Origin of the sequence: Saccharopolyspora taberi (genome assembly GCF_039534165.1) — a bacterium.
GTDB classification, from domain to species: domain Bacteria; phylum Actinomycetota; class Actinomycetes; order Mycobacteriales; family Pseudonocardiaceae; genus Saccharopolyspora_D; species Saccharopolyspora_D taberi.
In genome coordinates, this window is record NZ_BAAAUX010000019.1 from 373,002 (window position 1) to 386,418 (window position 13,417).

General features: G+C 68.1%; 12 protein-coding genes. 11 read left to right on the forward strand and 1 reads right to left on the reverse strand.

The genetic code is table 11. The features are described from left to right. Positions 1-3 precede the first annotated feature (3 nt). Positions 4-498: an L-arabinose isomerase family protein gene (locus ABD691_RS23410; protein WP_425565144.1), complete on the reverse strand. Its 495-nt coding sequence runs from the start codon at positions 496-498 to the stop codon at positions 4-6. 439 nt (positions 499-937) lie between these two features. On the opposite strand from ABD691_RS23410, the gene ABD691_RS23415 reads away from it, so the two are divergent. From ABD691_RS23415 to ABD691_RS23465, 11 genes are all read left to right on the forward strand, one after another. After that, the gene (locus ABD691_RS23415) at positions 938-2,899 is read left to right on the forward strand and encodes an alpha-L-arabinofuranosidase C-terminal domain-containing protein (RefSeq protein WP_344683103.1); all 1,962 of its coding nucleotides are present in this window, start codon (positions 938-940) and stop codon (positions 2,897-2,899) included. Positions 2,900-2,909: 10 nt separating this feature from the next. Then, positions 2,910-3,953: a glycoside hydrolase family 43 protein gene (locus ABD691_RS23420; RefSeq protein WP_344683105.1), complete on the forward strand. Its 1,044-nt coding sequence runs from the start codon at positions 2,910-2,912 to the stop codon at positions 3,951-3,953. A 32-nt stretch (positions 3,954-3,985) separates the two neighbouring features. Beyond that, positions 3,986-4,951 carry an arabinan endo-1,5-alpha-L-arabinosidase gene (locus ABD691_RS23425; protein WP_344683107.1) on the forward strand — a complete coding sequence of 322 codons (966 nt, stop codon included), beginning with the start codon at positions 3,986-3,988 and terminating at the stop codon, positions 4,949-4,951. Between the two features lie 58 nt (positions 4,952-5,009). Beyond that, positions 5,010-6,173 carry a xylose isomerase gene (gene xylA, locus ABD691_RS23430; protein WP_344683109.1) on the forward strand — a complete coding sequence of 388 codons (1,164 nt, stop codon included), beginning with the start codon at positions 5,010-5,012 and terminating at the stop codon, positions 6,171-6,173. Positions 6,174-6,305: 132 nt separating this feature from the next. Next, a complete protein-coding gene (locus tag ABD691_RS23435; protein WP_344683111.1) occupies positions 6,306-6,935 on the forward strand; it encodes an IclR family transcriptional regulator in 630 nt (209 codons plus the stop codon). A gap of 94 nt (positions 6,936-7,029) precedes the next feature. After that, the gene (locus ABD691_RS23440) at positions 7,030-8,241 is read left to right on the forward strand and encodes a CaiB/BaiF CoA transferase family protein (RefSeq protein ID WP_344683113.1); all 1,212 of its coding nucleotides are present in this window, start codon (positions 7,030-7,032) and stop codon (positions 8,239-8,241) included. A gap of 3 nt (positions 8,242-8,244) precedes the next feature. Then, positions 8,245-8,478, forward strand: coding sequence for a hypothetical protein (locus ABD691_RS23445; RefSeq protein WP_344683115.1), 234 nt, complete (start codon positions 8,245-8,247; stop codon positions 8,476-8,478). Continuing rightward, positions 8,451-10,613: a CHAT domain-containing protein gene (locus tag ABD691_RS23450; RefSeq protein ID WP_344683117.1), complete on the forward strand. Its 2,163-nt coding sequence runs from the start codon at positions 8,451-8,453 to the stop codon at positions 10,611-10,613. Before ABD691_RS23445 ends, ABD691_RS23450 begins: the two co-directional genes overlap by 28 nt. Before the next feature lie 1,115 nt (positions 10,614-11,728). Next, positions 11,729-12,076: an effector-associated constant component EACC1 gene (locus ABD691_RS23455; protein WP_344683119.1), complete on the forward strand. Its 348-nt coding sequence runs from the start codon at positions 11,729-11,731 to the stop codon at positions 12,074-12,076. Beyond that, entirely contained in the window at positions 12,069-13,097 is a 1,029-nt protein-coding gene (locus tag ABD691_RS23460) for a caspase family protein (protein WP_344683120.1), read from the forward strand. Before ABD691_RS23455 ends, ABD691_RS23460 begins: the two co-directional genes overlap by 8 nt. Beyond that, on the forward strand, positions 13,049-13,339 hold the full coding sequence (locus tag ABD691_RS23465; RefSeq protein WP_344683121.1) for a hypothetical protein: 291 nt from the start codon (positions 13,049-13,051) through the stop codon (positions 13,337-13,339). Before ABD691_RS23460 ends, ABD691_RS23465 begins: the two co-directional genes overlap by 49 nt. Positions 13,340-13,417 lie beyond the last annotated feature (78 nt).

A 13,417-nucleotide genomic window follows, 5' to 3' on the forward strand; every position in this document is an offset into this window, starting at 1 on the left:
TGTTCAGACAGCGGCTGTAGCGGCGTTCGGCCAGAGCCCCTGCGCCAGCCGGTGGTAGGCGTGGTTCCACCGCAGCTCGTCGCGGAACCGGCGCGCCGTGGTCCGGCCGTCGATGAGGGCGAGTTCGGTGCCGGTCATCTCCGCGAGGTCCAGCAGGGCGACCGGGAGCTTCGGCAGCGGGGCATCCGGCGCGACGACATCGTCGTCGTGCAGGCTCGGGGTGCCCGCCGCCAGAGACGGGCACGCTTCGAGCATGTGGGCGCCGAGAATCCGCTCCTCTCCCGGCACCAGGTGGTAGGTGTAGTCCTCCATGAACGACGTGCCGCCGGGCAACCCCTCGGCCGCGACCTTGAACGCGCGCAGTAGCACCGCGGTCTTCCAGTCACCCTCGCCGCCGAATCCGTAACCCTCGGCCATGAGCCGCTGCACGGCGTCGTCCGGCCCATAGAGCCCCTGACTGCCGGTCAGGAACCAGACGGTGGGAGCGGAATCAGGCACTGCGTCCTCCTGCGCCGACCGAGTCCGCGGCCTGGCCATCGTTGGTCAAACCGGAGCGACAATGATGTTAGCGCTAACACATCGGCCGTCAACCTTTCACCGCCCTGAATCGACACAGCGGCACTGGCGGGCCGGATTCGCCGATGAGCCGTTTGCACAGCCACAATTCGTCCGCATGCCATCTCGGCGAACTGCCGCACGAGTGTGACTTGACCCACGGCGGGTTTCCTCGTACGGTCCGATCTCAACTGCGAAATGTTAGCGGTCACCTTGTCGATCGCCGCAGCTCACTCCCCCAGCGCGTCGCCTCGTCCACTCGCCCTCCCGGCCGACGAACCGCGCTGCCCAAGTCCCCCACACGCCCCGAGGAGCGCAGATGCAGACAGGGGTTCCTGAGCCTTCCGCACAGCACCGGCCACGAAAGCGACTCGTCCCCGCGATGGGAGTGGTGTTCGCGGGCATGATGCTGGCGGTTCCGCACGCCGCGAGCGCGCCTCTGGCCGCCGACTACTCGCTGACCGTCGACCCGGCCGCCTCCGGTCCGGCCATCGACGACACCATGTACGGCGTCTTCTACGAAGACATCAACCGTGCGGCCGATGGCGGCCTCTACGCCGAACTGATCCAGAACAGGTCCTTCGAATACTCCCCTGCTGACAACCAGAACTACACGCCGCTGACCTCCTGGGAGAACACTGCGACCGGCGGGGCGACCGGCGCCGCCGAAGTCGTCGACGACGACGGCCGCCTCAACGAACGCAACCGCAACTACCTCCGACTCCGGCTCGACGGCCAGGGCGGTCCCGACGCGCGGTTCGGCGTCACGAACTCCGGTTACAACACCGGGTTGGCCTTCCAGTCCGGCGAGAAGTACGACTTCTCGTTGTGGGCGCGCACCGATCAGGCAGCGGGTACTCCGCTGACCGTGAATGTCCACGACACCGCGGGGAAACCGCTCGCCGAGCCGTTGGAGATCGCGGTACGCGGCGACGGCTGGACGAAGTACACGGGCACGCTCACCGCGACCACCACCAGCGCGGCCGGCCGCCTGGCGGTATCCGCCGGTGGCTCGGGAACGGTTCGGCTGGACATGGTCTCGTTGCTGCCGCAGAAGACTTTCAAGGGCCGTCCGAACGGGATGCGCCTCGACCTGGCCGAGAAGATCGCCGCGCTGAACCCGGGTTTCCTGCGCTTCCCCGGCGGTTGCCTGGTCAACACCGGCAGCCACGAGGGCTACCAAGCCCCGGACTGGGAGCGCCGCCGGTCCTACCAGTGGAAGGACACCATCGGCCCGGTCGAGCAGCGCGCGACGAATGCCAACTTCTGGGGCTACAACCAGTCCTACGGCCTCGGCTACTACGAGTACTTCCAGTTCGCCGAGGACATCGGCGCCATGCCACTGCCCGTGGTCCCCGCGCTGGTCACCGGCTGCGGGCAGAACCAAGCCACCGACGATCCCGCGCTGCTCGACCGGCACGTCCAGGACACCCTCGACCTCATCGAGTTCGCCAACGGGCCCGCCACCTCGCCGTGGGGCCAGAAGCGCGCCGAGATGGGACACCCCGAGCCGTTCCGCCTGACGCACCTGGCGGTCGGCAACGAGGAGAACCTGCCGGACGAGTTCATGGAGCGCTTCGTCAAGTTCCGCGACGCGATCAAGGAGCGCTACCCCGACATCACGGTCATCAGCAACTCCGGACCGGACGACAGCGGCACCACCTTCGACCGCGCCTGGGAACTCAACCGCCAGCACGGCGTCGACATGGTCGACGAGCACTACTACAACGATCCGCAGTGGTTCCTGGACAACGATCAGCGGTACGACGCCTACGACCGCAACGGCCCCAAGGTCTTCCTCGGCGAGTACGCTTCCAAGGACAACCGCTTCCACAACTCCCTGGTCGAAGCCGCGTACATGACCGGCCTGGAGCGCAACGCCGACGTGGTCAAGATGGCGTCCTACGCACCGCTGCTGGCCAATGTGGACTCGGTGCAGTGGAGCCCGGACCTGATCTGGTTCGACAACCAGAAGTCCTGGGGTTCGACCAGCTACGAAACGCAGAAGCTGTTCATGACCAACGTCGGTGACCGGGTCGTGCCCAGCACCGCCGCACCGGGCACCGGTGCGTTCCGCCAGGTGGTGACCCGCGACGACGCCACCGGGGAACTGATCGTCAAGGTCGTCAACGCCCAGGACGATCCGGCGCGCACCCGCGTCGACCTCGGGATGGAAGCCGATCCGGTGGCCCGGGTGACCACGCTGCAAGGAGATCCCGCGGCGGAGAACACCGCCACGTCGCAACCCATCCGGCCGATCCAGTCGACGTTCGACGGCGTCGGCCGCACCTTCACCTACGACTTCCCACCGCACTCGATCACGTTCATGCGGATCAAGCCGTGAGGAGAACACGTTGAGCCACGGAAACGACCTGATCGGCCGCAGGGGCTTTCTGGCCGGGGCAATGGCATTGGGAGCGGCAGCGGCGCTGCCCCCGGCCGCTTCGGCTTCGGCCGTCCAGTACTCGAATCCCCTGGTCCGGCAGCACGCCGATCCCCACATCTTCAAGCACTCGGACGGGTTCTACTACTTCACCGCCACGGTTCCCGAGTACGACCGCATCATCCTGCGCCGGTCGCGAACGATCCAGGGACTGGGCACCGCCGGCGAATCGGTGTTGTGGCGCAAGCACAACAGCGGCGAGATGGGCGCCCACATCTGGGCGCCGGAGATCCACCACATCGACGGCCGCTGGTACATCTACTTCGCCGCGGGCAGCACCGAGGACATCTGGCGGATCCGGATGTACGTGCTGGAGAACTCCTCCCCCGATCCGTTCGCCGGAACGTGGACTGAGAAGGGCCAGATCGTCACGGCCTGGGACACTTTCTCGCTCGACGCCTCCACGTTCACGCATCAGGGAACCCGCTACCTGATCTGGGCCCAGCGAGAACCAGGAATCGACAACAACTCGAACATCTACCTGGCTCCGATGGAGAATCCCTGGACCGTCGCGGGACATCCCGCGCGGCTGTCCTCCCCGACCTACGAATGGGAGACCCGCGGCTTCAAGGTGAACGAGGGCCCTTCGGTCATCCAGCGCAACGGCCGGGTGTTCATGACGTACTCCGCCAGCGCCACCGACAGCAACTACTGCCTGGGCCTGTTGACCGCGGACGCCAACAGCAACCTGCTCGATCCGGTGTCCTGGACCAAGTCCCCGAACCCGGTGTTCACCAGCAACGACACCACAAGCCAGTACGGACCGGGGCACAACAGCTTCACCGTCGCCGAGGACGGCCGCACCGACGTGCTCGTCTACCACGCGCGCCAGTACAAGGAGATCGTCGGCGACCCGCTCAAGGATCCCAACCGCCACACCCGAATCCAAGCTCTCGGCTGGAACGCCGACGGGACACCGAACTTCGGTGTTCCAGTGCCCGACTCGACGCGGTAGCCCCAGCGGTCGTTCATGGAAGGAGCTCGAAGATGAGAACGCATCTGCTTTTCCTCCTCACCACCCTGACCGTGACCGGGACCGCGGTGCCCGCTTCGGCGGCCGACTACCCCGGGCCCGGTGTCGTGACGGGCGATCTCGCCTCGCACGATCCGTCGATGGTGCGCACCGACGCCGGCTACCTGCTGTTCGCCACGCACGACCGCGTCGAAACGCGCACCTCGCCGGACCGGATCCGGTTCGACCGGACCGGTTCGGCCTTCGAGACCGCGCCGTCCTGGGTGTACGACTACAACCCGGACGGCGACGTGTGGGCACCCGACACGTCGTTCCACAATGGTCAGTACTGGATGTACTACTCCGCCTCGACGACCGGCTCCAACCACTCCGCGATCGGCGTCGCCACCAGCCCCACCGGCCTTCCCGGCACCTGGCAGGACCACGGCGTCGTCCACTCCACCACCACCGGTGACGACCACAACGCGATCGACCCGAACCTGCTGGTCGACTCGCGGGGACGCTGGTGGCTGTCGTTCGGGTCGTTCTGGACCGGCGTCCGGATGTTCCAGCTGGACCCGGCGACCGGCAAACGCCATCCCACCGACCAGACCCTGCACCGCCTGGCCTCCCGACCGGAGGAACCGCACGCCGTCGAGGCGCCCGCCATCATCGAGCACGGCGGCCAGTACTACCTGTTCGTCTCGTTCGACCTGTGCTGCCGGGGTGTCGACAGCACGTATCGGATCATGGTCGGCCGCTCGGCCGATCCGACCGGCCCGTACCTGGACCGCGACGGGAAGCCGATGGCCGACGGCGGCGGTACCGAAATCCTGGCCGGCCACGACACCATCATCGGTCCGGGCGGGCAGAGCGTCATGCCCGACTCCGACGGCGACCTGCTCGTGTACCACTACTACGACGCCACCGCGGGCGGAGACCACCGACTCGGCATCAACCTGCTCGGATGGGACGATCAGGGTTGGCCGTACGTGCGGTGAGGCGCCGTGCCACCCCAGTGCTTCCGGAATCGATGGCTGCCGATGACGAGGAGGACACATGAACGAGTACGCACCGACGCCGCGAGACCGGTTCTCGTTCGGGCTGTGGACGATCGGTTTCCGCGGCGGTGACCCGTTCGGCGCGGCCACCCGGGCCGAGCTGGACCCGGTGGAGGCAGTTCACCGGCTGGCCGACCTGGGAGCGTGGGGGATCACCTTCCACGACGACGACCTGATCCCGTTCGGCAGCGACGGCGCCGAGCGCTCCCGCGTCCTGTCGCGGTTCCGCGCCGTGCTGGAGAAAACCGGCGTCGTCGTGCCGATGGTGACCACGAACCTGTTCTCCCACCCGGTGTTCAAGGACGGCGCGCTGACCGCCAACGATCGCGACGTACGCCGGTTCGCGCTGCGCAAGATGCTCCGCAACGTCGAACTCGCTGCGGAGCTGGGTGCGAAGACGTTCGTGGCGTGGGGCGGACGCGAAGGCTCGGAAACCGACGCCGGCAAGGACGTCCGAGCCGCGCTCGACCGCTACAAGGAAGGCGTCGACCTCGTCTGCTCCTTCATCCGGGACCGCGGCTACGACCTGCGGATCGCCTTGGAGCCCAAGCCGAACGAGCCCCGTGGTGACATCCTGCTGCCCACTGTGGGGCATGCGCTGGCGTTCATCGACCGGTTGGAGCACCCGGAGATGGTCGGAGTGAACCCCGAGGTCGGGCACGAGCAGATGGCCGGGCTGAACTACGTGCACGGCATCGCGCAAGCCCTCTGGGCGGGCAAGCTGTTCCATCTCGACCTCAACGGTCAGCACGGCATCAAGTACGACCAGGACCTGCGATTCGGCGCAGGTGACCTCAAGAGCGCCTTCTTCCTGGTCGACCTGCTGGAATCCGCCGGTTACCAAGGACCGCGGCACTTCGACTTCAAACCACCCCGCACCGAGGATGCCAACGGCGTCTGGGTTTCGGCGGCCGGCTGCATGCGCAACTACCTGATCCTCAAGGAACGCGCCGCAGCATTCCGCTCGGACCCGCGGGTCAAGGAAGCACTGGCGGCGTCGCGGGTTCCCGAACTCTCGACACCGACCCTGGGCGACGGGGAGACCTGCGACGACCTGCTCGCGGAGACCGACTTCGACGTCGACCAGGCAGCCGCACGAGGAATGCACTACGAGCGCCTCGACCAGCTTGCTTTGGAGCACCTCATGGGCGTCCGCTCCTGAGTCGGCGCATCGACCTGCGCTACCGGAACCGCGGCGATCGTCCTGCTGACGCTGGCCCTGGCGTACTCGCTGAGGCCGGTGCCCACGGCGAACACCGCAGGTGGCACCAGGCTCACCGGTTACGGTGGATCCATGGCAGAACCGACCGGAGTGGGCGTGCTCGACCGCGTGGTGAAGATTCTCGACGCGGTCGAGACGGCGCCGATGGGCGCGAGCGAACTCGCGCGTGCGCTGGGGCTGTCCGTACCGACCACGCATCGGCTCGTTTCGGCGATGGTCAAGCATGGGCTGCTGATGCGCGATTCCGCCGGTCAGCACCACATCGGACCGAGGTTCGCCTCGTCCGCGCTGGCGGCCTCGGCCGCACCCGTGCTGGAGGACATGCGCGCTCGGACCGGGGAGACGGCCCAGTTGTGGGTGCTGCGAGGCGATGAACGGCTGTGCGTCGCGAGTGCGGAGTCCGAAGAGGAGCTTCGTGCCGCCGTGCCGGTGGGGACGGTGCTGCCGCTGTCGGCGAAGGGCTCCGCGGCGAAGGCGCTCGCGGCCGACGAGCCGGGCAAGCGCTGGTTCGAAAGCGTCTCCGAGCGCACGCCCGGACTGTGCTCGGTCAGCGCGGCCGTGCGCTACCGCGGCGCGGTGGTCGCGGCGGTCTGCCTGGCCGCACCGGTGTTCCGGGTCGGCGCGGACGGTCCCGGCGCCCAGTACGGCGCGCTCGTCGAAGCGGCTGCAGACCGCCTCGGATCTGCCTTGCAGTACCGATGAAACCACTCGGGCTCTTGCCTTCCGCTGTCGTCGCACCTTACCGTCCTTATCAATAATTGAGTCTATTTCTCATTATTTGATAAGGAGCAGCACTGTGGCTGACGCTCCACTGACCGGCCTCCGGATCCTCGAACTCGGCAACTTCATCGCCGCCCCCTTCGCGACGCGGCTGTTCGCCGACTTCGGCGCCGACGTGATCAAGGTCGAACGCCCGGACGGCGGCGACGAGCTGCGCGGCTGGCGGCGCACCCGTGGCGACACCTCCATGCTGTTCCGCACCATCGCCCGGAACAAGAAGTCGGTCACCCTCGACCTGCGCGCCGACGAGGGCCGTGCGGTCGCACTCGACCTGGTGCGACGGTGCGATGCCGTCGTCGAGAACTTCCGCCCTGGCACGCTGGAGCGGTGGGGCCTCGGCCCGGACCAGCTCGCGGAGGCGAACCCGGACGTGGTCCTGGTCCGGATCTCCGGCTACGGCCAGACCGGTCCCTACCGCGACCGCGCCGGGTTCGGCGGTGTCGCCGAAGCCTTCGCCGGGCTCCGCCACGTCACCGGTCACCCCGACCGGCCACCCGTGCGGCCCGCGGCGCCCATCGCGGACGCGGCGGCGGGGCTCTACGGCGCGGTGGGCGCGCTGATGCTCCTGCTCGCCAGGGCCAGGGGGCAGGCGCAGGACGGGCCGCAGGTCGTGGACGTCGCCCTGTACGAGTCGGTGTTCATGATGATGGAGTCGCTGATCCCCGACCTGGACGCCTACGGCATCTCGCGCGAACGCACGGCCGGAAACCTGCCCGGCGTGGTACCGAGCGGCGTCTACCCCACCGCGGACGGGCAGTCAGTGATGATCTCCGGGAACTCCAGCGGTGCCTTCGGCAGGCTGATGACGGCGGTCGGCCGCGACGACCTCGCGGCGGACCCGGAACTCGCCGACGGCGACGCCCGCCATGCCAGGGAGTCCGAACTGGACGGTGCCATCACCGCATGGACGTCGGGCCGCACCGCGCGGGACGCCGTGCGCGTCCTCAGCGAGGCGGGCGTGCCGTGCGGACCCGTCCACGACGCCCGGGCCATCGCCGACGACGAGCACTACCGGGCCCGCAGCATGCTGCGCCCGTTCAAGGTCGTCGTCGACGGCGAACCCGAAGAGGTCCGCTTCCCCGGTGTCGTGCCCAGGATTCCGGGATCGCCCGGCGATGTCCGCCGGCCCGGCCCCGAACTGGGCGAGCACACCGACGAGGTGCTCGGCGGACTGCTCGGGCTCTCCCCTGCCCTGCTCGCCGAGTACCGCGCCAGGAAGGTGGTGTGAACCGTGGGCGTCACGATCACCGACGTCGTGCTGCGCGACGGCCTGCAGGACGAACCCGTCCTCGTGCCGGTCGCCGACCGCGTCGCCATCGCCGAATCGCTGATCGCGGCGGGAGTCCGGCAGCTGGAAGCCGGCTCGCGGTCGCCTCCACCCCGCCCGACAAGCCCGCCAGCTACTCCTACCGCCAAAACCTGGCCAGCTACCTGCGGATGCGCTACGACCGGGTCGGCGATCTGACCGACCTGGACAACGCGATCGCGGACCGGCGTGCGGTGGCAGAATCGATGCCCGGCGACGCCCCGGACCGGGAGATCGTGCTGCTCAACCTGACCCGCGACCTCAACACCAGGTTCGAACGGACCGGTGAGATCACGGACCTGGACGAGGCCTTGCAGATCACCCGGGACATCGTCACGCGGACGCCGCCCGATCACGCCGAACTGGCGACCAGGCTCACCGGCCTGGGACGAGCGCTCCTGCTGCGGGCCGATGCCGCCCCCGACGTGGAGGTACTGGACGAGGCCGTCGACGTCAGTCGCGCGGCAGTCGAGGCGACCCCATCCGGGCATCGAGAACTCGCTGAGCGGCAATCGAACCTGAGCTTGGTCCTGCTGCTGCGATTCATCAGGACCCAATCGATCGAGGACATCGACGAGGCAACCAGGATCGGCGGTCTCGCGGCGGCCGGCTCCGCTGACAGTGACCCCCGCCGGGCTCGGCTGCTGTACACCGCCGCGCAGGTACGTGCCTCGCGCCTGACCGTCACCCGGCGGGACGACGACCTGGACGAAGTCATCGACCTTTATCAGGCTGCGGCGCAGGACACGTCCGGTCCGGCCACGATCCGGATACCAGCGGCGGTCCGGTGGGGCGCGCACGCCAACGAGGCCGGACGCTACGACACCGCGGTCGCCGGGTTCACCGAGGCCCTCGACCTGTTGCCCAGGGCCGCGTGGGTCGGCGCGAGCCGGGCTACCAGGGAACACGCTTTGCGTATGTGGCAAGGGCTGGCGTCGGCGAGCGCCGCCGCCGCGCTGTCCGCGGGCGAACCCGAACGCGCGGTCACTTTGTTGGAACAGGGCCGATCCGTGCTCTGGGCACAGGCTCTTGGCCTGCGGGACGACTTCGCCGCGCTCGCAACCGCGGACCGCGAACTCGCCGACCGGCTCAGGACGCTGGCCGTCGAACTCGACGCGGGCGAGGACGACCGCGAACGCCGAATCCGGCACGCCGACGAGTGGGACACCCTGCTGGCCAGGGCCAGAACGTTGCCAGGCATGACCGACCTGCTGCGCACACCGACCTTCAAGAAGCTGTCACAGGGACTCGGGGAACACCCGGTCGTGATCGTGAACCTATTCGACACCAGGTGCGACGCGCTGATCGTCACGCACGGCCGGGTCACGGTGGTTGAGCTGCCGAACGTCTTCGACGCCGCACACGCCAGGGCCGACGCCTACCTGGCCGCACGCGCGACCCTGGACCGCCCGGGCGCGACGCCACTCGACCGGGCGGCCGCGAACCAGACAGTGCTGGCAACGCTGGAATGGCTGTGGGACAACATCGCCGAACCCGTACTCGCCGAACTCGCCCCACCGAACCGTGGTGAACTGCCGCGGATCATCTGGTGCCCGACCGGTCCGCTCACCGTGCTGCCCCTGCATGCGGCCGGGTATCACGACGAGCTGGACGGACGGACCGTCCTGGACCGGGCCGTCTCCTCGTATGTGCCAACTCTGCAAGCGCTCGCCAAGGCCAGGCAGCCGGTCGGGAGGGCGAACGGACGCGCGCTCGTGGTTGCCATGCCCACGACCGAGAATCTCCCTCCTCCGCCCGGTGCCCGGAAGGAAGCGGACCTGATCGGCGCGTACTTCGCCGCACGGCACACCAGCCGCGTCGGTGAACAGGCGACCCGGGCCGAAGTGCTCAACGATCTGCGCAGTCACGCCTATGTGCATTTCGCCTGCCACGGCGGGCTTCGGGTGGATGACCCGTCCGCAGGCGCGCTCTATCTGCACGACGGTCCGCTCACCGTGCTGGACGTGGCCGCGCTTGAGCTGACCGACGCGGAGTTCGCGTTCCTGTCGGCGTGTCAGACCGCGGTCGGTAGCGTTGACCTGCTCGACGAGAGCATCCACATGGCCAGTGCGTTGCAACTGGTCGGCTACCGACAGGTAATCGCGACCCTCTGGACCATCGCGGACCAGCAAGCGCCGTACATCGCACGAAGGGTCTACGACCTGATCTCCGATGGCGATCGCCTTGACCTGACGCGCACCACGCGAGCCTTGCACCAGGTCGTGCGGGAGCTACGGGACGCGTATCCGGGCGACCCCAGCCGCTGGGCGTCGTACATCCACACCGGGCCGTAGCCCAAGCGACAGAACAAGATCGTGCTGGTGTGCGCCGGGCGCCGAACTGCCCTAACCGCGACGGGCTTCCACCACTCTTCCGCGTCTGGCCAGAATCCGGATCCGAACCGGCCTGAGGTCCACCATCTACACGATGGCACGGGCGGTCCAGATCCACGACGTGCTCAGCGACCTGATCCCCAGCCTGGACGCGCCCCGCCCAGGCACCAAGATCGGTATCGATGTCGGTACCCGGTTTCACCGCCTGGTCCCAGTCGATGACGTCCTGGCCGGGATTCGAGTACGCGTCGGTGGCGTGCGGCGCCTACATCGTCACCGATATCGATCGTCGTGTCCGATACGTGGGCTCGGTCGACCGCCGTGCCCCCGCACTCGACGACCGCCTCGCCGCGCACTTCCGCCACGCCCCGCCACGGCGGAATGTCGGACTACTGCGGCTGCCACCGCTACCGCGGCAGCAAGTCCTGCGTTGTGAGGGCTGGGTCGGCCGCGTCCTCGACCCACTCGACAACACCCGCCTCCCCGGGTCGAGATCGGTCCCTGGCGACCTCGTCAAGCACAGCCAGCATGAATCAAGGGTGTGGTCGCCCGAAACGGCCACCACACCCTTCCAGCACACCACGCAACCCTCGCCGCCACACGTGTCGCGGCAGGCTCGTCGGCCAGCCGTGTGGACTCTCCCTCCCACCTGCCGCCCCTGTGCGGCGCTCGGCCACGGGGACGGCGGCGTAGTGCTCGTTCCGTTTTCGGGTCGCACTTCGATGTGCCCGAGGCGTGGTGGCGCCCTGCCGCACTCGCCACCATTCCACAGTCCCTTCCTCCAGGGACACACGCGACTGGGCTTGTACTTGCCTGTCAACGGGCGGGCTGGGGTGTCGGTTCTTCCGCGCGATGAACAAGTCGCCTCGTTCCGCATGGCCTCGCGAAACTCCGCGCGAAGCGCCGCCAGGCTCGAAATCGGTCCCCTGGCTTGCCGTAGCGAGCAGCTTGTCAACCGAACAGATCAGCATCTGCCCCTGCCAACCCACCGGATCCTTCCTCAGAAGGAACCGGTGCCTGAAATGATGCGGTTCTTGGCGCGTACCCGCCGACCAGGCAGATGGAGGATCACGGCGATGGAGAACACGGCAACGGAGGACGCGTCCCGACGCGTTGTGCTGTCGGTGTCCGATCCTGCCGAGCAGCGGTCGCTACGCGACCACCTGCGCCGGGCCGGGGTCGAGGTTTCCCAGATCTCCGGCGAGCCCAGAGCGGGAGAACAGGGAGCCCTGGACCTGCTGCAGATTCTGGCCGCCGGCGGCGGAGCCCTGGTGGTCGCGATCAGGACACTGCCCGAGTTCTTCCGCTCCCGGCGCTCGGACGTGACCGTCACGCTGGAGTCCGGTGATCGGAAAGTCACGGTGTCGGCCACGAACGTCGACGACGCGGAGTCCATAGTGGACAGACTGTTGGGCGATGCCTGACGCTCTGGACGGTGATTTCGCCCGGTCGCGAGCGGTGCTGATCGGCACGTGGAACTACACGAATCTGAAGTCCGTGCCGGCCGCCAAGCACAGTCTCCACCGAATGCGGGCGCTGTTGGCGAGCCCGCTGTGCGGCGGTTGGCCCAGGGACCGGGTCGAGGTCGTGTCCAACCGCGCCAGACCCGGCGACCTCCGACACGACCTGGCGACCTGGTTCAGCCCCGTCACCGATGTCGCGCTGTTCTACTACGTCGGCCACGGCCAGTACGACAACGACGACCGTCTCTGTCTCGCGCTGACCGAAACCAGCAGCGACCCGGTCCTGCGGACCACCACCAGCCTCCCCTTCGACGACGTCCGCCACGCCTTCCGGGTGAGCAACGCGGCCACGAAGATCGCGATCCTGGACTGCTGCTTCGCGGGGCTGGCCGCCGGGAGGGACGGGCAGCTCGCGGCGCAGAACCGGGATCTGCCGCGTTCGTCGGGTTTCTACCTCATGATGGCCAGCGGGGAGTTCTCCACCGCCTGGTTCGAGCTCGACACCGAGCACCGCCGGCCGCAGACCTACTTCACCAAGTACCTGGCCGACACCATCGAGCGCGGCCTGCCGGGAGAGCCGGAAGGGCTCACCCTCGGGCCGATCTTCGACAAGGTCGCCGACGCACTCGTGCTGGACGGCAAGCCCGAGCCCCGGCGCCGCGCCAGCGACCACGCCGCCCGCTACGTCTCGCCCGCAACGCGGCACCACCAACACCACAGGACGGCCAGACGACGACCTTCGCGCCGACCAGCGTCGACCCAGCCACACGCCCGCGGCCCCCGGCGCGGAAACCAAAACTCAGGCGAGCACTGCTCGCCCTGGGAACGGTGCTCGCCGTCACGCTGGGCGGCACCTTCGCCTTCCAACTACCCAAGCTCCTTCAGCAAGACCCGCCACCACCCCGTCTGGCACCCGAGCCGATCAAGTTCGACGTGTACGTCGACGATCAGGGCCTGCTGGCCGGAGACCCCCGGGCGGTAGACGACGCCCGGGACGAGGCGCAGCAGGGCTTGGCCGCGTTGGGAAATCGCCGCGCCGCACTGGCAGAGAGTTACGGAAGCTCTCCTGTCACAGACATTCAGCACGGCATCGAAGTCGCCAAACTATTCAACCTTGTTCTGCGAAGCGACCCGCGCTTCCGAGAATCCGAGTTTCGCGCGTTCTTCACCGCAAGTGAGGAGCCGCACAAAGTTTCGGTCCAGGTCTTCTACTTCGAGACTTAGCACGCCAGCCGAGCTTTGTGAGCGCCGCAAGGCAGCCCACAACGCCGGGGCGGGCCGCAGCGCTACCGGCATTGTGGC